General features: G+C 68.5%; 20 protein-coding genes. 7 read left to right on the top strand and 13 right to left on the bottom strand.

Features of this window, described 5'->3' with window-relative positions:
- Positions 1–101: 101 nt before the first annotated feature.
- On the bottom strand, positions 102–779 hold the full coding sequence (locus NDI65_RS01520) for a helix-turn-helix domain-containing protein (protein WP_089777996.1): 678 nt from the start codon (positions 777–779) through the stop codon (positions 102–104).
- 260 nt (positions 780–1039) lie between these two features.
- On the opposite strand from NDI65_RS01520, the gene NDI65_RS01525 reads away from it, so the two are divergent.
- On the top strand, positions 1040–2377 hold the full coding sequence (locus NDI65_RS01525; protein WP_089777998.1) for a permease: 1338 nt from the start codon (positions 1040–1042) through the stop codon (positions 2375–2377).
- 78 nt (positions 2378–2455) lie between these two features.
- Here the strand turns inward: NDI65_RS01525 and NDI65_RS01530 are convergent, their stop codons facing one another.
- The 7 genes from NDI65_RS01530 to mvaD form a co-directional block, all read right to left on the bottom strand.
- Positions 2456–2764 carry a non-histone chromosomal MC1 family protein gene (locus NDI65_RS01530; protein WP_042662490.1) on the bottom strand — a complete coding sequence of 103 codons (309 nt, stop codon included), beginning with the start codon at positions 2762–2764 and terminating at the stop codon, positions 2456–2458.
- A 96-nt stretch (positions 2765–2860) separates the two neighbouring features.
- Positions 2861–3847 carry a phosphotransferase gene (locus NDI65_RS01535; RefSeq protein WP_089778001.1) on the bottom strand — a complete coding sequence of 329 codons (987 nt, stop codon included), beginning with the start codon at positions 3845–3847 and terminating at the stop codon, positions 2861–2863.
- A gap of 85 nt (positions 3848–3932) precedes the next feature.
- Entirely contained in the window at positions 3933–4625 is a 693-nt protein-coding gene (locus NDI65_RS01540; protein ID WP_089778003.1) for an HAD family hydrolase, read from the bottom strand.
- Between the two features lie 96 nt (positions 4626–4721).
- A complete protein-coding gene (locus NDI65_RS01545) occupies positions 4722–5876 on the bottom strand; it encodes an acyl-CoA dehydrogenase family protein (protein ID WP_089778004.1) in 1155 nt (384 codons plus the stop codon).
- Between the two features lie 124 nt (positions 5877–6000).
- Entirely contained in the window at positions 6001–7710 is a 1710-nt protein-coding gene (locus NDI65_RS01550) for a histidine kinase N-terminal 7TM domain-containing protein (RefSeq protein ID WP_310893251.1), read from the bottom strand.
- A gap of 166 nt (positions 7711–7876) precedes the next feature.
- Positions 7877–9010 (bottom strand): FAD-dependent oxidoreductase, encoded by a 1134-nt coding sequence (locus NDI65_RS01555; protein WP_310893252.1) that lies wholly within the window; start codon positions 9008–9010, stop codon positions 7877–7879.
- Positions 9011–9079: 69 nt separating this feature from the next.
- Positions 9080–10054 carry a phosphomevalonate decarboxylase MvaD gene (gene mvaD / locus NDI65_RS01560; protein WP_310893253.1) on the bottom strand — a complete coding sequence of 325 codons (975 nt, stop codon included), beginning with the start codon at positions 10052–10054 and terminating at the stop codon, positions 9080–9082.
- A 586-nt stretch (positions 10055–10640) separates the two neighbouring features.
- Here mvaD and NDI65_RS01565 point away from each other — a divergent pair.
- Entirely contained in the window at positions 10641–11051 is a 411-nt protein-coding gene (locus NDI65_RS01565; RefSeq protein ID WP_310893254.1) for an SRPBCC family protein, read from the top strand.
- A 29-nt stretch (positions 11052–11080) separates the two neighbouring features.
- Here NDI65_RS01565 and NDI65_RS01570 read toward each other — a convergent pair whose 3' ends face one another.
- From NDI65_RS01570 to NDI65_RS01580, 3 genes are all read right to left on the bottom strand, one after another.
- Positions 11081–11734 carry a hypothetical protein gene (locus NDI65_RS01570; protein WP_310893256.1) on the bottom strand — a complete coding sequence of 218 codons (654 nt, stop codon included), beginning with the start codon at positions 11732–11734 and terminating at the stop codon, positions 11081–11083.
- A gap of 67 nt (positions 11735–11801) precedes the next feature.
- The gene (locus tag NDI65_RS01575; RefSeq protein WP_089778011.1) at positions 11802–12383 is read right to left on the bottom strand and encodes a flavin reductase family protein; all 582 of its coding nucleotides are present in this window, start codon (positions 12381–12383) and stop codon (positions 11802–11804) included.
- A gap of 191 nt (positions 12384–12574) precedes the next feature.
- Entirely contained in the window at positions 12575–13006 is a 432-nt protein-coding gene (locus NDI65_RS01580; protein ID WP_188423784.1) for a DoxX family protein, read from the bottom strand.
- 366 nt (positions 13007–13372) lie between these two features.
- Here NDI65_RS01580 and NDI65_RS01585 point away from each other — a divergent pair, with 366 nt between their 5' ends.
- From NDI65_RS01585 to NDI65_RS01595, 3 genes are all read left to right on the top strand, one after another.
- On the top strand, positions 13373–14050 hold the full coding sequence (locus NDI65_RS01585; protein ID WP_089778015.1) for a transcriptional regulator: 678 nt from the start codon (positions 13373–13375) through the stop codon (positions 14048–14050).
- Between the two features lie 40 nt (positions 14051–14090).
- Complete coding sequence (locus tag NDI65_RS01590) at positions 14091–14897, top strand: DUF429 domain-containing protein (RefSeq protein WP_310893258.1); 807 nt, start codon at positions 14091–14093, stop codon at positions 14895–14897.
- 359 nt (positions 14898–15256) lie between these two features.
- Entirely contained in the window at positions 15257–15700 is a 444-nt protein-coding gene (locus NDI65_RS01595; RefSeq protein ID WP_089778019.1) for a hypothetical protein, read from the top strand.
- A 12-nt stretch (positions 15701–15712) separates the two neighbouring features.
- Here the strand turns inward: NDI65_RS01595 and NDI65_RS01600 are convergent, their stop codons facing one another.
- Entirely contained in the window at positions 15713–15952 is a 240-nt protein-coding gene (locus NDI65_RS01600) for a hypothetical protein (protein WP_310893259.1), read from the bottom strand.
- A 76-nt stretch (positions 15953–16028) separates the two neighbouring features.
- Positions 16029–16313 (bottom strand): acylphosphatase, encoded by a 285-nt coding sequence (locus NDI65_RS01605; protein ID WP_089779870.1) that lies wholly within the window; start codon positions 16311–16313, stop codon positions 16029–16031.
- Between the two features lie 173 nt (positions 16314–16486).
- On the opposite strand from NDI65_RS01605, the gene NDI65_RS01610 reads away from it, so the two are divergent.
- Positions 16487–17848, top strand: coding sequence for a phosphopentomutase/phosphoglucosamine mutase (locus tag NDI65_RS01610; protein ID WP_089778021.1), 1362 nt, complete (start codon positions 16487–16489; stop codon positions 17846–17848).
- 184 nt (positions 17849–18032) lie between these two features.
- Complete coding sequence (locus NDI65_RS01615) at positions 18033–19163, top strand: BMP family protein (protein WP_089778025.1); 1131 nt, start codon at positions 18033–18035, stop codon at positions 19161–19163.
- Positions 19164–19353: the final 190 nt, after the last annotated feature.

Genomic DNA, 19353 nt, shown 5'->3' on the forward strand with positions numbered 1-19353 from the left:
GGGTGTCGTACGACTTGGTTTCGATGCTATCTAGAAGGGACGTTTAAATGCGGTCGTCAGTTCGGCGTTCCGGCCGTCAGCACACGAAGACAGACTCGCCGTTATCTGCTGACCGTGTTGACCTGCGCCTGCGAGCCGAGCGCGGAGGTGAGAAGCTGACGCTCGCCGCGGCGGAGGAGACTCGACATCGACGGTTGCGAGATGTCCATCTCCTGGGCGAGCTCTTCGGTCGAAACCTGCCGCGGGCTCTCGTAGTACCCCCGAGAGATTGCGAGCGTCAACGCCTCCTGTTGGCGGTCGGTCAGCCCGTACTGCGATGACTCGTCGCGTTCCCGCGGGTTCTGCGTGATGGAGATGAGCTCGATGGAGATGCCGTACTCCTCACAGCGGGTCCGCATCCCGTTGAACGCGTTGTAGTTCTGAAAGAGCTTCTTTTCGTACCACCCCTCCGGCGTGACGACCGTCCGCTCCATCTGGGTCGCGGTGAACCGCTCGGGGGCGAACGCTTCCGAGACGACGTCGTCGAGTTCGATAGTGGTCTGGAAGACGTCTTTGCCGCTCGCGCGGCCGAGCGCGTCGGCCGCGACGACTTCGTCGAACGCGAGGAGGTCGGCTTCGGACACGCCCGCGTCGGGCTCGACGTAGACCATGAAGACGCGGGAGTTCCCCTCGTGACAGAGCCCGTGTACGCACTCGATTTGGTTCGACGGGACCGATTGTGCGAGACTGACGAACGGCAGGGCAGACGAGCGAATAACGATCTCTGTAGTGATAGTCACGAGACCGAAATAGGCTCTGTTCGAAGATAACTGTCCGGGTGTGTCCCGGTTGGGACCGACCGTCTCGCGTCCCAACGGGGCGTCACTCACTGGAACGCACGTCGGACTGACGGTGCTTCGACGGCTCGTCTCGGAGGTTCACCCTCACGTTCCAAGCTCGCTTCCCCGACGGACTTCACAACCCAAACTCGCGCCGCGCCGAACCCCCGATTCTGCTAGGCACAACCCAGTTAGGGATGGCTCCCCTCATATCCAACCACATGGACCGAACCGAATACGCGATCCTCACGACCATCGCGCTCGCGACGGTTGGGCTCGGCGTGTTCACGACGCAACAGCCGCTCGGGACGTTCCTCGTCGAGAGCGCCCGAGAGGCGCTTTCGACCACCGCGGCCATGGCGTGGGTGACGTGGTGGGCGCTCGTCGTCGGCTTCGCCATCGCCGGCGGCGTCGAGGCGTGGACCTCCGGCGAGGAGGTCTCGGAGCTACTGGAGGGTCACGGCCCCCGCGAAATCGGCTACGGCTCGCTTTTCGGCTTCGTCTCCTCGTCGTGTTCCTACAGCGCCATCGCCACCGCGAAGAACCTGTTCAAGAAGGGCGGGTCGGCGGCGGCGACGCTCGGAGCGTTCATGTTCGCCTCGACCAACCTCGTCATCGAAATCGGCGCGGTCATCTGGATTCTGCTCGGCTGGCAGTTCCTCGTGGCCGACATCCTCGGCGGGTTCATGCTCATCGGGCTGATGGCGTTCGGCTTCGTCTACCTCGTTCCCGACGAGGTGGTCGAACAGGCCCGACAGAACGTCCAAGAGGAGGGGTCCGAGACCGTCCGCGACCCCGTCTGCGGGATGGAAGTCGATCCCGACGAGACGGAGTACTCCGTCGAACACGACGGGCGGACGTTCTACTTCTGTTCGAAGTCGTGCAAGGAGAGCTTCGACCCCGAGGAGGCCAACACGACGATTCGGGAGCGGGCCACGTCGCTGTCGGGGTGGAAGGCGCTCGCCGACAAGCAGTGGAAGGAGTGGGGGATGCTCTGGGACGAAATCGCCATCGGCTTCGTCTTCGCCGGCCTCATCGCCGGGTTCATCCCCGAGGCGGTGTGGACCTCGGTGTTCTCGGGGCCGACGTTCGGCCTGCCGGTGTACGTCTTCTGGACCGCGGTCCTCGGGGCCGTCATCGGCGTCGCCACCTTCGTCTGCTCGGTGGGGAACGTCCCGTTCGGGGCGGTGCTGTTCTCGAACGGGCTGCCGTTCGGGAGCGTCCTGAGCTACATCTACGCCGACCTTATCGTCCCGCCCATCATGGACGCCTACCGCGAGTACTACGGGACGAAGTTCGCGGCGATGCTCTCGGGGATGATATTCGTCGCGGCGGTGCTGACCGGCGTGGTCATCCACTTCGTCTTCCTCGGCGCGGGGCTCATCCCGTCGCCCGAGAGCGTCCAAATCGCGGAGGTGAGCATCGAGGCGGACTACAAACTCGTGTTGAACGTGTTCGCCACCGGCCTGTTCGGCGTCCTCTACTGGCTCCACCGCTCGGACTCGGTCGGAAACGAGGGACACGGCGGCCACGGCGAGGCGGCGCAGGCCGGCGACTGAACCGGGGACTCGACGCTCGGCGTGCGACGCGCAAAAAAACGAAGCCGGGTTCCTCGGACCCGCCGAAGCGTCTCAGGCTTACGCTTCGAGGTGTTCGATGCCCTGCTTCGAGACGTTCGCCCGGGTGACGTAGTCGTCCATCCACTCGGGTGCGTCGTCGTCTTTCTCCTCGGTCCACGCCCACCCCTCGTAGACGTGGACCCGGTCGGTCCCGCGCTCGCGGAGCCTGAGCGTCGCCTTCCCGTCGATGTCGTCGGGGCTCGCGGCGGGGTGGAGCCGCCGGGCGGCTTTCAGCGCCGCCTGCCGGGGATACGTTCCGCTGAACACGCTCGTCTCCTCGCCGTCTTCGACGAGGACGAAGTTTCGCTTGCCGTCTTCTCGTACCATGCGTGACCATACCACGCACTCCGAATTAGTAGTTCGTGTCGCCGAGAGTCACAGCGCGGCTTCGAACGGGGCCGACAGCACCGACTCAGACCGCGTTCACAACAGCGCGTCGAGTCGCGCCCGGTGGAAGTCGACCGCGGCCGACCCGGTCCGCTCGGGGTAGCCGGGGCGGGTCACTTCACCCGCCGAATCGACCGCCGAGCGGACGACGGCGGCGACCCGGTAGGCCCGCGGTACGGGCGGGAGCGGCCGGACCGACTCGTAGCCCGCGCGGAACGCCCGACGGAGCGGCGCGCCGTCTTCGACGTACCAGTCGGCGACGAGGTGTTCGACCTTGGCGACGGCGAGTCCCGGCGCGGCGGCTATCGGTCGTCCCCAGTCGAGCACGGCCGAGACCCGCTCGCCGGCGACGAGCGCGTTCCCGGGTCTGAAATCCCACGGGTAGAGGTGCGACGGCGGGTTCACGGGGAGCGAGGCGGCCGCGACGGCCTCCTCCAACTGCTCTCGAACCCCGTCGAACGCGGGCGGGAGCGCGGCGATTCCCTCGCGGGCGTAGGCGGCGAACCACGCTTCCCAGTCGTCGTCGCCGGCGCTCACGGCGTCGAACCCGCGGACCGGTTCCGACTCGAACTCGGTCGCGCTCCCCCCGTCGGCTCGCCGTCTCCCGCGGGCCGGCCGACCGAGCCGACCGTAGCCGTCGAAGGAAAACCGCTCGTGGAGTTGGCCGAGGCCGACGCCGAACGACCGGGCGACGCGTCGCTGAGCCGCCGAATCGAGCGAGACGAACCGCTCGTGGAGTTCGTCGCCCGGGGCGCGCTCGGCGACGACGTAGCCGACCCCGTCGAGCGCGCCCGACGCGAGGACGCGGGGGACCGGAATCGACGTGCGCTCGCGGACCGCCCGCGAGAGGGCGGCTTCGAGGGCGAGCGCCGCGGCGTCGGCCGCCGTCTGGACGACGACTTCCCCGCCGTCGGCGAACGTCGCCACCGCGGTCCGCTTGTGGTTCCCGTTCGGGACGCGGACCGTCGCCGCGACGCGTCGCTCGGGGAACTCGCGGGCGAGTACGCCCTCGACGGGGTTCATGGAACCACTCTAGGGGCGACGCGAACAAAGGTCCAGCGGACGCGGACCGGGCGTCGATGGCCACCCCGACGCCGCGGGAGCCGAGTCACGGGCCGCCGTCCAGAATCGCCGGGAAGTCGGCGAGCGACCGGAGGACGTACGCCGGCGCGTACGAGGCCGGGTCGGGGTCGCCTTCGTCGCCGATATCGACCGGGCACCACGCGGCGTCGAGGCCGGCGCGGTGGGCACCGTCCACGTCGAACTCCAGCGAGTCGCCGACGTGGAGGCTCGCGTCCGCCTCGGCGTCGAGGTCGGCGAGCGCCCGGTCGAACGGGTCGGGATGGGGTTTTCGCCGCGGCATATCGCCCGCGAAGACGACCGCGTCGAACGCGTCGACGATGCCGAGCGCGTCGAGTTTGATAGACTGCCGTCGCTCGGGCCCGTTGGTGACGAGGGCGACCGACGCGTGGTCGCGGGCGGCGGCGAGCGCCTCTTTCGCGCCCGGTCGGAACGAGACGGCCGAGTAGTCGACCGTCTCGACGAACCCGCGGGCGAGCGCCCGGGCGTCGACGCCCTCGCGGTCGTGCTTCGCGGCGACGCGCTCGAAGCCGTCGGCGAGGTAGCCCTCGTGGTCGCCGTGGTCCGGCGGGCCGTCGAGGGCGGCCCAGAGGTCCGACGGCTCGCCGAAGCGGTCGAGGCCGGCGGCGTCGAACGCGCCGGCGTAGATGGTCTCGCCGCTCTGGTCGTTCGTACAGAGCGTGTTGTCGAGGTCGAAGAGAATCGCGTCGAACGGTGCCACGCTCACTCTTGGAGCGGCGGCGGTAAAACCTCGTCCACGGGCGGCGCCGACCGCGGCGGCGAGGTTCCGCGAGTCGCGGGCAATGTCAGACCCGCCTCAGAAGCCCTTGCCGAGCAGTTCGCGGGCGATGATGTTCTTCTGAATCTCCGTGGTCCCCTCGTAAATCTGCGTTATCTTCGCGTCGCGGTAGAGCCGTTCGACGTCGTGGTCGTTGACGAAGCCGGCCCCGCCGTGAATCTGGACGGCCTCGTCGGCCACGTCGGTGGCGACGTTCGAGGCGAACTCCTTGGCCATCGACGCGAGCGCGGTCAGTCGGTCCTCGTCGTTGTCGACGCTCCACGCCGACTTGTAGGTCAACTGCCGGGCGGCCTCGGTCGCGGTGTGCATCTCCGCGAGCTTGTGTTGAATCGCCTGAAAGTCGCCGATGGAGCGGCCGAACTGCTCGCGCTCTCTGGCGTAGTCGAGCGCCCGCTCGCAGGCACCCTTGGCGATGCCGACCGCCTGCGCGGCCACCGCGGTCCGCGTCTCGTCGAAAAACTGCATGAGCTGGAGGAAGCCCATCCCCTCGGTGCCGACGAGATTCTCCGCGGGCACGCGAACGTCGTCGAAGACGAGTTCGGCCGTGTCGCTGGCGCGGATGCCCATCTTCCCGGTTATCTTGTCCGCGGCGAAGCCGTCGCGGTCGGCCTCGACGATGAGCTGCGAGAAGCCCGCGTAGCGGTCGTCCGCGTCGGGGTCGGTCCGGCACATGACGACGAAGTAGTCGCCGACGCTCCCGTTCGTTATCCACATCTTGCTGCCGTTTATCACCCACTCGTCGCCGTCCCTCTCGGCGCGGGTGCGCACCGAGGTCACGTCGGAGCCCGCCTGCGGCTCGCTGATGGCCGCGCCCATGACGGACTCGCCGTCCGTAATCGGCGGCAGGAAGCGCTCTTTCTGGTCGTCGGTGCCGAAGCTGATGATGGCCTCCGCGCCGAAGCCGGCGCTCGTTATGCAGAGCCCGATACCGGGGTCGACCGCGAACAACTCCTCGGTGACGAGGGCGTTCTCCAGCGAGGAGTAGCCGACGCCGCCGTACTCGACGGGGAAGTGCGCCCCCGTCAGCCCAATCTTCGACGCCTCGCGGACGATGTCCGCGGGGTACCGCTCCGCCTCGTCGTACTCGCCCGCGACGGGTGCGATTTCGTTTTCGGCGAACCGCCGGACCTCCTCGCGGATGGCCCGCTGTTCGTCCGAGACCGAATAGTCCATGATTGATTATCATATACGGGAGCGATAACAGTTGTGACACCGAGGAAAACGTGCGTCGAGTTGATTCTGTGGTCGGGGCGTCAGTCGGTCGAACACGCCAACTCAGTCGGTCAAGCCGGTCGGCTCAGTCGGCGGCCTCGACGGCCGCGAGCGGGAGTTCGATGACGAAGACGCTCCCCCGGGGTTCGTTGTCCTCGATATGCACGGTGCCGCCGAAGTTGGTGACGATGGTCTCGACGAGGTACAGTCCCGTTCCGGTGCCGGGGCTCTCTAACCCTTTCGCGCCCTTCCCGAAGACGACCGATTTCCGTTCGTCGGAGATGCCCGGGCCGTCGTCGGCGATGCGGACGGTGACGCGCTCGCCGTCCGCGGTGCCCGCGACGGCAATCGACGGTTCGTCGCGGTCGCTGTGGACGACCGCGTTCTTCAGGACGTTCACGAACACCGAGTCGAGCAGGTCGTTGGCGAACACCGTCGCCGACGGGAGGTCGCCGACCGCGAACGTCGCGTTCGGATGCCCCTCGCGCACGTCTTCGACGGCCTCGCGGACCGCGTCGCCGACGTCGAGCGGTCTGCGGCGCTCGTCGTCGTTCGTCGCGCGCATCAGCTGTCCGAGCACGTCGGTGAGGTCGACGGTGTTGAGCGCCCGCCGGAGCGCGGTCTCCAACTGCGACCGCGCCTCGTCGGACAGCGGCTCGTGGTCGAGGACGATGTCGATGTACGCCGTCACGAGCTGCATGTCGTTTCGGATGTCGTGGCGGACGATGCGGTTGAGCACCTCCAGCTCGTCGTTTCTCGACTCCAAGGCGAGTTCGTAACGCTTCCGCGGCGTCACGTCTCGGACGGAGACGACCCACCCGATCGAGTCGCCCCCTCGGCCGAGCGGGATGCGCGTCAGTTCGACGTAGCGCTCGCCCGCGACGAGCGCGTCGCACGTCGGGGCGTCGCCGGCGAGGTCGCCGTAGTTCGGGACAGCCTCGCTCGCCGGGCGGCCGAGAAGCGGGCCGTCGGCTCCCAACAGCGGGCGGACGTGGTCGTTGACGTGGACGACGACTTCGTCGGCGTCGAGGACGACGAGCCCGTCGGTCGAGTGCGCGCCGGCGGCCGCGTAGGCGAGCGGGAGGATGTCGAGGAGCTTGTAGCGGTAGACGGCGATGCCGAACGTCACCGAGGGGACCGCGAGCGAGGCGGGAATGAGGTTGACGCCGCCGGCGAGCGGCGGCGCGCCGGTGAGTTCGAGCGCGGCGACGACCGACGGCACGACCATCCCGACGAGGAGGAGCGTCGCCTGCGTCCGGTAGGGGCGGTCGAGTTCGACGGCGTACTGGCCGATGACGCCGAGCCCGAGGAACAGAAGCACGAAGCCGTAGACGAGGCCGAACACGCTCACCGGGCCGTCGGTGACCGAGAGCGTCGTCACGCCGTCGACGGTCGACAACTGCCAGCCGGTGTAGCCCAGCTCCAGCGGGTTGGTAAAGAGGACGACGAGGAACACCGCCGGGACGACGTACAGCGACGCGACGACGTAGCGGTCGAGCAGTTCCCGGCGGCCGGTGTACGCGAGGGCGAAGACGAAGAACGTCGGCGCGGCCGTCATCGCGCCGACGTGGAGGAGCTTGTACGCGAACAGTTTCGCGCCGGGGTCGACGAGGAGCAGTTTGACCGCCGTCGTCGCGGTCCAGAAGGCGACGGCGGCCGTCAGCACGGCGAACGAGACGACGGTCGGGTTCCGCCCGCGGCGGCGGACGAACCGGACCGCGTACGCCGAGAGGACGGCGGCGACGACCGCCGCGAAGACCATCGGGTAGGCGTAGGCCGTGTGCTGCCAGTTCATCGAACACCTCGCTCGGCGGTCACGTCTCGCGGAGTGCCCACAGACGCGAAGTCTCGGCGGTCGTGCCCGGTATCGTCGGTGATAGCTGGAGATACTCCGGCATCCGATAAAGAACTTCTCAGGGGTAGGCCGCCGAACCGCGGAGCGGTTTGCCCCCGACGACCCGTCAGGCGTGCAGTTCCTCGTCGACGAGGTCGACCGCCCGCGAAATCGCCCCGACGGAGGTGAGATGTCCCGCCCCGACGGTGGCTTTCATCGCCTTCGCGGCCTTCCCGCGGAAGATGCTCGGGCCGACCTGCGCGACCGCACCGTCGCCGACCGAGACAATCCAGCCGGGCACCTCGAAGCGGTAGGGGTCGGGCCGCGGGGCGAAGTCGTTCTCGCCGCCGGCGGTCTCGAACTCGACCTGCGCGGCGACGTTTCCGGCGACCGTCTTCGCCTCGCGGAGCGCCGCGGAGGCGCTCGCCGGCACGGGTTCGCCGTCGGCGTCGACGGCGCGGGCCGCGTCGCCGACGACGAACGTCCGGCGGTCGAGTCGGAGGTCCGCCCTGACGGCGGGTCGCTCGCCGCCCATCGCCTCGTCGCCGGCGATGCCGCCGGTCCAGACGAGCAGGTCGTAGTCGATATCGCCGGTGTCGGTCGCGACGGTCGCGTCAGTCACCGACTCGACGGTCGTCTCGGTCCGAATATCGACGCCCCTGTCGAGGAGTTCGTCGCGGACCGCCCGCTGGAACGACTCGTCGAACGACGGCGCGACGGCGTCCAGTTGCTCGACGAGGACGATATCGGCGTGCGCGCCCTCCTCGTCGCGGAGCGCGGCGAGTTCGCCAGCGACCTGCACGCCCGACAGCCCCGCGCCGCCGACGACGACGGTGCCGCCCTCGTCGCAGTCGTCGAAAAAGCGGTCGCGGATGGCCTTCGCGTCCGCGACGCGCTTCAGCGGGACCGAGTGGGATTCGAGGCCGGGGATGCCGTAGTAGGCGGTCTCAGCACCCAGACAGACCGCGCAGTAGTCGTAGTCGATGGCGTCGCCCTCGGCGAGTTCGACGGTTCGCGCGTCGCGGTCGACGCCGGTCACGCGGTCGACGACGACCTCGGCGCGGTCGAGCGCCTCGTCGAGGGGGACCCGAATGGCGTCGGCGACCGCCGGTCGCCGAATCGCGCGGTGGACCTCGTGTTGGACGAGGTGGTGCGGGGCGTCGTTCACCACGGTCAGGTCGGCGTCGGCGGGGAGTCGGCGTTCGAGGTCGCGGGCGAGCGTGAGGCCCGCGTACCCGGCACCGAGAACCAGGACACGCATGACTGACGGGTGGGGCGCGAGAGAAAAGAGGGTGACGGCGGGCGCGGTTCGCGGCGGTCGGCCGCGCGCTCAGAACAGCGCCTCGGACTCGTCGAGCACCTCGGCGGGGCCGCCGACGCCCCACACGTCGGTCTCGACGCCGCAGTCGGCGACGGCTTCCTCGACGCGGTCGACGTGTTCCTCGGTGGTGTTGACGTAGACGCTCGCGCCGGTGTCGGTCGAGAAGTAGACCGGCACGTCCTCTTCGTTCCGGAGCCTGCGGACGGCGTTGAACACGGCGATGGTGCGCGGTTGCCAGTAGACCCAGCCGGCGGGCCCGGTCATCGTCGTCGCCGCGAGCGACAGCGAGTCGTGCTCGGCGAGTTCGAAGGCGGCGTCGAAGTCGGCGTCGTACAGCGCGTCGCGCATGTCGTCTATCTGGGCGTGGATGTGGGCCATCCGCGCCTGGAACATGTGGCTGTCGGCGGCCTCGGCGTGGGCCTGCTCGGTCTCCTTGTAGGCGGGGACGTGCGCGGCGACGATGCGCAGGTCGTCTTCGAGGTCGGTCTCGATGCGCTCGGAGCGGCAGTCGGTGTCGTTCATCCCCGAGTAGAGGTGCGAGACCGCGCCCGTGACGGCGCGGGCGGCGGACGCCGACCCGCGGCGGGCGATGGTCGAGACTTCGGGGCGCGTCATGTCGAGGCCGGCCGCCTCGGCGAGCGCCATCGCGGCGGCGGCGAACCCGGACGCCGACGACCCGAAGCCGATGTTCGAGGGGAAGGAGTTCTCGCTTTCGAGGCGGACGCGGTGGTCGAAGTCGGCCAGCTCGCGGACCCGGTCGACGACGGCTCGGATGCGCTCCGCGCCGCGGCCCTCGACTTCCTCGCCGCCGATGACGTAGACGTCCTCGTCGGCGTCGGGGAGGAACTCGACGGTCGTCTTCGTGTGGCTCGGGGCCGTACAGACGCTGATGCTGTCGTGGTACGGCATTCGGCGCTCCGTGTCTCGCATCCCGTGATACTTCACGAGGCCCTGAATCGGGTGGGCCTTGGCGGTGGCCTTCATGTTCGAACGCCCGTCGGACTCGGGGTTAAACGTCCCGATAGGCGTCGGCTCCGGCGGCTAACGGGTCCAGTCGGTCGACGGCTCTAGTCGGTCGGAAATCGAGTGCGCGCCGGCGGGACGGCCGGCGCGGGTCGGTCGCAATCGGTGCGCAGGAAGGTCGCACGGCCTCCCTCTCCAGCGGGAGACAGTCGAGTTCGATGCAGTATCGCTCGTTCGGTTACGTGGGTTGTCGTATCGTGGTCGATTAGCTGGGTTCGGTTCGATTGGTCGGTCGGACCCGATGCGGATGGTTCGTTGCTGTTCGTCGCGTCGTCTGCTCTGCCGCCTACTCTGCGGACTCGGATTCGTGCCCTCGCTCCCAGACGTTCGTGACGCTCTCGCCTGTCGGCGGCGTGTGGCTGACGTCTCGCATCGTCTTCGGGCGGTCACTCGTGTTGCTCATGTGTTGCCTTGGTAGTTGCTACCACGATTCATGGATAAAGATTTCGGCGATGTTATATTACGACTTATTAGCATACTAGGACGTATGAGGGGTGCGTCGAATCGGACCCGAACGCGCGTGGAGCGAACGCCTGAGGGGCGGCGAATGGTCGTCTCCCGGCGGATTTCGGTTCCCTCGGCGGCGGCGTGGGACGTGTTGGTGTCGGTCGCCGACTGGCCCGACTGGGGGCCGAGCGTGTCGGGCGTCCGCGGCGTCGACGGGCGAATCGAGGCGGGAAGTCGAGGCGAGGTCCGCGTCGCCGGCGTCTGGGTCCCGTTCAGCATCGAGACGTGCGACGACGAGGCCCGTCGGTGGACGTGGCGCGTGGCCGGGGTTCGCGCGACGGGACATCGCGTGAACCCCATCGGTCTCGACCGCTGTGAGGTGGCGTTCGAAGTCCCGGTTCTCGCGGGGCCGTACGCCGCGGTCTGTGCGGTCGCGCTTCGCAGAATCGAGCGACTCGCGGCGCGGCGACCCGCGGGGGAGCCGCCGTCGGGTGACAGAGACCCCGAGTGAGTGACCCCGAAACTGGGTCCGAACGCCGCTCAGAACGGACCGAGCAGGACGAACGCCGCGGCGACCGCCACGACGACCACGGCCGCGACGAGGAGCGCGAGCGCGCGACCGGAGCCGGCGTCCTCGGCGGCGTCCGCCTCGGCCGCGGCGCGGGCTTCCTCGGCGTCGATCTCGTCGACGATGTCCTCGAACTCCGGTTCGTGCGGCTCGTGATACTCGTCGATGATAGCCTCGTCGAGGTCGGCGTCTTCGAGCGCCTCTACGAGGTCGGGAAGCGCCACGAGGTCGATGGGGGCCTCGACCTCGCCGGGGTCGACGAGGAGGGCGCGGTCGCCGTCCTCGTCGGGTTCGTCGAGCTGTTCGTCGGCGGCGAACGCGAGCGCGAGGGTCTCCGCGGCCCGCGCTTCGTCGCCGGTCGTCAGGAGCGTCCCGTCGACGCCGCGGTCGTCGCAGCGCTCGGCGAACGCCTCGACGCTCCGGGCGTCGAACGCGGCTTCCACGTCTATCCAGACGACTTCGGTCGGTTGCGACTCCCTGTCGGGGGCCGCAAACAGGAACGTCCGCCCGTCGCGGACGCTCCGTTTCGTCCGCTCCCCGCGGGCCGCGCGGACCCGCTTGACGACGGTCGCCGCGTCGTCGGTATCGAGAAACGAGAGCACGCTCGACAACGACACGTCGCTCATTGTTCCGACAGACCGCGTATCTCGCGATAAAGCTTCGCGCCCCATTATCACCACGCGTAACTGGAGGTCAGTCCGGGCGAACGAGGTCGAACCGGTCGTCGGTCGTCGCGTACTCGCTGCCGGCGAGTCGGCCGACCGCGTCGAGTTTCGTCGTGTCGAGTTTGCCGTCGGTCAGCACCTCGTCGGCGACGTGCGCGTGGACGACCTCGCCGAGGACGAGCGTCGAAGAGCCGACCTCCATGCTGTCGTAGAGGGAGCACTCGAAGGCGACTTTGGCGTCGGCGACGCGCGGGGCGTCGACGCGGACGGCCTCGGCCTTCTCGATGCCGGCGTGGTCGAACTCGTCGACGCCGGACGGGACCGTCGCGGCCGTCTCGTTCATCGCCTCGACGACGTCTCGGGTGACGACGTTGACGACGAACTCGCCGCGCGAGACGGCGTTTCGCGGCGTGTCCTTCAGCGACGGACCGCGGCCGACCGGGGCGAAGACGACGACCGGCGGGTCGACGCTGGCGACGGTGAAGAAACTGTACGGCGCGAGGTTGTCGGCGTCGTCGCCGCGGGTGCTCACCCACGCGATGGGGCGGGGCACCACGGCCCCCGAAAGCAGGCGGTACGGCGAGCCGAAGGCGTCGGGCGCGCCGTCCATCAGCGACTCGCCTCCGCGGGCGGGCGCGGTCGGCTACTCGGCGGGAGGCGTGCGCGTATCGAATCCGGGATTGCGTGGGTCATGAACGGGAGTGTGGTGGGTTCGGACGCCGATGAATCTGTGGGACCGCGACGCGTCGGTCGTGCGTTCGGGGTTCGCGTCGAAAGTCGTGCGCGGGTCCGTCGGCGGAGTTAGAACAGCGTCAGGCCGATGGCGTAGGACCACGTCGTCCCGGTGAGCGCGAGGAAGACGAGCGCGCCGCCGAGCATGACGACGTTCTTCAGGAAGCCGGTCATCTCGGACTCCTGTTGGTCCTCGGGGACCGCCCAGAAGTTGTGGAACACCGGCGTCCCGACCACGAGGAAGACGGCGACGGCACCGGCGGCGAGCGCGGGGAAGACGCCGAGGACGATACCGAGCCCGCCGAAGACGAGCATCCCGCCGGAGACGACGACGCCGAGGCGGGGTGCCGGCAGGCCCTTCATCTCCGCGTAGCCGGTCATGTGGTCGAGGTTCAGGAAGTGGTTGAGTCCCATGAACGCGAGCACCGCGCCGAAGAGGACGCGCGCGAGGAGGAACGCGACGTCCGCGCCGGGAGACGCGAACTGGAGCGCGACGCTCATCTCGGAACCTCCGTCGCGGCGGTGGTCGTGTGGCGGTCCGTCGTCCGAAGAGCTACTATCATTGCGTTACCTGGTACGAGACCGAACTGATATATGTGTTTGCTGACATACACGTTACCGGGTAACCGCACAGGTATCCGGTTACGTCGGCGTCACCCAATTTCTACAGCGTAGGTAGGTACTGATAGTCACTGTCGAGTTAGGGTGTTTAGTGGCTGACTGTGCCGGAACGTCACGCTCCGCCGTGCTATATGGTACATATATGGTATTCTAGTCCGACCCTCGAAAGATATACCCTGCTTGGCAGTAGATACCAATATGGGACGTGTCAATCATGATGAAAACGACCAGCGGAGAGTCTCGATTATGACCGAGACGTGGGATTCCGCCGGGTATATCGCGAGCTCACGGTACCGTCTGGCCGTGTGTCGGTACCTCTCTGAGCACGGTTCGGGACTGCCGTCTCGAATCGCCGCGGAGACCGACCTCGCACAGCCCCACGTGTCTCGGGCGCTCTCCGAACTTCGGGAGCGAGGAATCGTCGAGCTGTTGGTGCCGGAATCACAGCAGAAAGGGCGACTCTACGGGCTGACGGACCTCGGCGAACTCGCCTACGAGCGGGTCGCCCTCGACCGGGAGGCGGACGTCACCGTCGTCGACGACGGCGAGTTCCCCATGCCCGAACTGGCCTCGGAGCTTCTGGAGACGTACGGGGACACCCTCCAGGCGGTCGCGTGGTGTGAGCCGGTACAGACGCGGATTCGGTTCTTCGAGCAGTCGCTTCTCGACCGCTACGACGAAGACACCGTCAAGACGCTCGTCGCGACGCTCACGAACGAGGAGGCCATCGACGAACCGCTCGAAGACCTGCCCATCGGCGGGCCGGAACTCGTCGCGTTCGCCATCGACGACACGCTCATCGTCCGGGTCCCGCTCGAAGACGGCGTGAAACTGCTCGTCTCGCTCGACGCGAGTGTCGACGCGACGCTCAACGAACTCCGCGATACCTGTCGCCAGATGACGGCCGCGGTGCTCGACTCCTAACCCGGAGCGTTTCTTCCCCTTCGGGGACGTAGCTCGGTCCGTGCCACAGCGATTATGCCCCGTCGTCGGCGTCGACGGCTGTCGGTCCGGCTGGGTGTGCGCCGTCGCCGCCGCGGACGGCCTCGCCGTGCGAGTCGTCGCCGACTTCGACGCCGTCTGGGAACTCGCCAGCGAGTGCGACGCCGAGCGAGTGCTGGTGGATATTCCCATCGGCTTGCCTGAATCCGCCCGCCGGGCGTGCGACCGCGAGGCCCGCGAGCGACTCGGCTCTCGGGCCGCCACCGTCTTCTTCGCGCCCGTCCGGGCCGTCCTCGACGCCGACTCCCACGAGGCGGCCAGCGCGGCCAACCGCGAGCGGACCGGGGCGGGACTCTCGATTCAGGCGTGGCATCTCGTGCCCAAAATCCGCGAGGCCGACGCCGTCTTCCGGCAGACGCCGCGCGCCCGACAGCGCGTGTTCGAGTCCCATCCCGAACTCGCGTTCGCCGCGTTCGCCGGCGAACCCCTCTCGGAACCGAAATCGACGCCCGAGGGCCGTGACCGCCGCCTCGACGTGCTCAGGACGGCGTTCGCTGGAAACGAGGTCTCCGGGGACGGCGGCGACAGTTCGGAAGCCGACGCGACCGACCAGTCAGAGTTCGACCCCGAGCGCGCCTACCGCGAGACGCTGGACCGGACGCTCCGCCGCGACGTGGCCCGCGACGACGTGCTCGACGCGCTCGTCCTCGCCGCCGCGGCCAGCCGTCCCCTCGCGTCGCTCCCGAGCGACCCGCCGACAGACGCCGTCGGACTGGAGATGGCGATTCGCGTCCCGGTGAGCGCTCTCGGATGGTATCTCCCGGATTGACAATCATGCATAACCAACTCCAGAATGTTGAAACACACTAGTATATAGTCAACAATAGTGTGCGGTATCCCCAGGGGAGAAGATATTTATGCACGGTGTTCAATCAGATAGATGGCGTGGCCACTGTCGCCACCACAGAATACCCAGCCCAGCCCAATGCGTGATTCAGTGCCAGCACGCAGTCGGCCGCGCCTCCCGCTGCCTCTACTCGGGTTCGACGACCCCGCCCCGGGCTCGAACCCGACCGTTTCCACGCACTGAGCGTCTGCCTCGGTCGGCGTGTCGCCCTGTCGCCACCGGACGCCGAGTCCCGCGTCTCCGGCCCGAAGCTACATCTACGGCCCATCCTAACCCCGCGTATGTACACCGGCAGGACGGACCAGCCCTGCTGTCTCTGCGACGACCCGAAGACGGTCGCCCGCATCGCGGTCCCCCCGCGAGCGGTGACGCTCATGGAGAACGCCGCCCCCATCGCGTGGCGCGACATCGTCGGCGACGTGACGCTCCAGTTCTGCGAGAGCGACTGGGAACTCGTCACCGAGCTGGTCCTGGACCTCGGCATGCACCCGCTTTCGCGGTGTAACGTCGCCCGCGCGGACTTCAGCATCCGCGAGGACTTCGAGGCGCTCCTGAACAGCACCCGCGACGAACCCGACCAGACCGAGCAGGAAGACCGCATGCTCGCCGCGGCCCGCGCCGCCATCGACGACGCGGACGACCCGATGGTCGAGGAACGCGACCTCGTCGAGGCGCACGTCGTGGTCCGCGCGATGGCCGAACTCGGCGTCGACCGGCCGGCGTGAGTCGGGGGGCGCTCACACGCCGGTTCCCACGCCGAACAGCCGCGTCGACCCCCACGTGAGCACGACGATGCCGACGATGAAGACCGCGAGCGCCGTCATCATCGGAAACGGGGCGAGCGACGGCCCGGCGAAAAACGGCCCGCGGACGATGAGGAACGCGGTGCCCGCCGCGAGGCCGAGTCCGACGCTCGTCACGAGCGAAAAAAACAGTTTGGCGACGCCGATTCCCCGCGTGTCGTTCCGGAAGCGCATGGGGACAGGTCCCCCGAACCCCGCTTGAACGATTTGGCCGTCTCGTTGATGTTATCGGCCGGTTGTCGGGTTCTCGTCAGCGTTCGATTCGAAAGCCGGTCTCGCCGTCCGGCTCCTCGTAGGTGACGTCCACGTCCTCGACGGTCGCCATCGGACTCCCCTCGTGGCACCACTCGACCATCGCCTCCACGTCGTCGCGGGGGCCCTCGAAGACGGCCTCGACGCGGCCGTCCGAGAGGTTCTTCACCCAGCCGTCGACGCCGCGGTCGCGGGCGGTGTCGCGGGTCGTCGCCCGGTAGTAGACGCCCTGTACGTTCCCGGAGACGTAGACGTGCGCGCGAGTTCGACCGTGTTCGCTCATGGCCACCGTTTCGTCCGCCGCCGTCAAAGGCGTGCTGCCTCGGGCGGTCGATTCGGCGACTCGTCCGGGGGCCGATTTTCGTCTCCCAAAGCCCCCCGACCGACCCGTGCGCCCGCCTCGCACGCGTCCCCCGAACCGTCAGCATCTAAGTACGACCCACCCAACGCTGGACTATGGAACTCTTCGGCACCGCCGGTATCCGCGGGAGCGCGACGGAGCGAGTCACGCCGGAACTCGCCCTCAGCGTCGGCCGCGCCGCCGGCCGCGCCGCGCTCGAATCGGACGCTCCCGCCGAGTTCGTCGTCGGCCGCGACGGACGGACGACCGGGCAGGGCCTCGCCGCCGCCGTCGAGGCCGGCCTGCTCTCCGCCGGCGCTGACGTGACCCGCGTGGGCGTCGTCCCGACGCCGGCGCTCGCGTTCGCCTCGCGGGGTCGCCGCGGCGTCATGCTCACCGCCTCGCACAACCCGCCGACGGACAACGGCATCAAGATGTTCGTCGACGGTCAGGAGTACGACCGCGACCTCGAACGCGACATCGAGACGCGGGTCGAGGCAGACGCACCCCCGACCGACTGGGACGACTGGGGCGCGACGGGGACGAGCGGCGTCCTCGACGCCTACCGCGACGCGATCGTCGAGTTCGCCGGGCGACACGGGGCGGACCTCGACGGTCTCAGCGTCGCCGTCGACTGCGGCAACGGGATGTCCGCGCTCGGCACGCCGCAGGTGCTCCGCGACCTCGGCGCGCGCGTCGTCACGCTCAACGGGCAGATAGACGGCCACTTCCCCGGCCGCGAGTCGAAGCCGACGCCCGAGACGCTCGCGGACCTCATCGCGTTCGTCGCCGACGGCGACTTCGACTTCGGCATCGGTCACGACGGCGACGCCGACCGCATCGTCATCATCGACGGGAACGGCGAGGTCGTCCACGAGGACACCGTCATCGCCATCGTCGCCGAGCACTACGTCCGCGTCTCCGACGCCGAGGACCCGGTCGTCGTCACGACGCCGAACGCCTCGGGCCGCATCGACGAGCGGGTCCGCGAGGCCGGGGGCCGCGTCGAGCGGGTCCGCCTCGGCGCGCTCCACGAGGGCATCGCCAGCGCCCGCGCCGACGGCGGCGACGTGGTGTTCGCGGCCGAGCCGTGGAAGCACATCCACCCGTCGTTCGGCGGGTGGATAGACGGCGTCGCGTCGGCGGCGCTCATCGCCCGCCTCGCCGCCGAGTCCGGCATGGCCGGCCTGCGCGAACCGGTCACGGAGCGCCCGTACCGCAAGGTGAGCGTCCCCTGCCCCGACGAGAAGAAGCGGGCGGCGATGGCGGCGCTCGAAGCCTCGCTCCCCGACGCGATGGCCCCCGAGTCGGTCGACACCGAGTACGGCGTCCGACTGGAGTTCGCCGACGCGTCGTGGACGCTGGTCCGCCCGTCCGGCACGGAACCCTACATCCGGGTGTACGCGGAGGCCGACGACGTGGACGCGCTCGTCGACGAGGTGACGGCCGTCGTCGAGGGCGAAATCGAAGCCGCCTGAGCGGACTCCGAGGAGGGTTCCCCGGCGCACGCGACCCGGTGCGCCCCGAACTCGACGCCCGTGGACGTGAACCGGGGTCCCGTTCTCGACGATTTGCAATCGTGGTGATGCGACGCCGCTGAAACCGCGAAACGACACCTTTATGCAATTTTCGCGGCCCCTGTCTCAATAGGAGTTCATACATATGGACAGACGTTCTTTTGTCAAAGCGGCAGGGGTCGCGGGCATCGCGGGCCTCGCAGGTTGTACCGGCGGTCCGTCCGAGGGGAGCCAAGAGACGACCGAGGCGACGACCGAGTCGTCCGGCGGTGAGGAGACCACGACGAGCGAGCAGACGACCGAGTCGTCCGGTTCGGCGGCCAACGTCGGCATGGTCTACGCGCTCGGCGGTCTCGGTGACAAGTCGTTCAACGACGCCGCGAAGCGCGGCATCGAGCAGGCGGAATCGGAACTCGGCATCGCCTACGACGAGGCTCAGCCCTCGGCGGCGGAGGAGTTCCCGCAGTTCCAGCGCCGGTTCGCGCAGTCGTCGAACCCGGACTACGACCTCGTGTCGTGTATCGGCTACGCGCAGAAGTCCGCCCTCTCCGAAACCGCGCCGAGTTTCTCGGACCAGCAGTTCATGATCGTCGACGACGTGGTCGACGAGGACAACGTGGCGAGCTACCTGTTCCGCGAGGAGCAGGGCTCGTTCCAGGTCGGCTACCTCGCCGGCCTCATCACGACCCAGGAGTTCTCGGCCGGCTCCGGCTCGACGACGCCCGACTCGAAGAGCGTCGGCTTCGTCGGCGGCACCGAGACCGACCTCATCCGCAAGTTCCAGGCCGGCTACGAGGCCGGTGTGGCGCACGCGGACGAGGAGATATCCGTCGACGTGGCCTACGTCGGGTCGTTCTCCGACTCCGCGAAGGGGAAGGAGATAGCCACCTCGATGTACGACAACGGCGCGGACGTCGTCTACCACGCGGCCGGGGGCAGCGGCCTCGGCGTCTTCCAGGCGGCCAAAGAACAGGGTAAGTTCGCCATCGGCGTCGACTCCGACCAGTCGCAGACCGAGCCGAACTACGCCGACGTCATTCTCGCCTCGATGGTCAAGCGCGTCGAGTCGGCGGTGTACACCTCCGTCGAGAACGTCGTCAACGACGAGTTCAACGGCGGTTCCACCACGACCCTCGGCCTCGAAGAGGACGGCGTCGCCGCCGTCTACGGCGCGGAACTCGGTTCCGAAATCCCGCAGGACGTCAAGGACGCGCTCTCCGAGTCCCGCGAGGCCATCATCGCCGGCGACATCGAGATTCCGACGACGACCGAGTAACGCCGCACTCGACGCTCGCAGTTCTTTCGACGCCGCGCCCCGAGCGACTGCGTCCGGGATGAAGGAGTCAATATTGCCGATTCCGCACCGCGCGTAGTCGAACATGCCCGCGGGTTGAACAGTTCGAACTCCCCGATAACCGCCGCGACGCTCCGTGTGGACCACTCCCGCGCCGACTCGAATCCCACGA

The organism is Haloferax sp. S2CR25 (assembly GCF_031624535.1).
Taxonomy (GTDB): domain Archaea; phylum Halobacteriota; class Halobacteria; order Halobacteriales; family Haloferacaceae; genus Haloferax; species Haloferax massiliensis.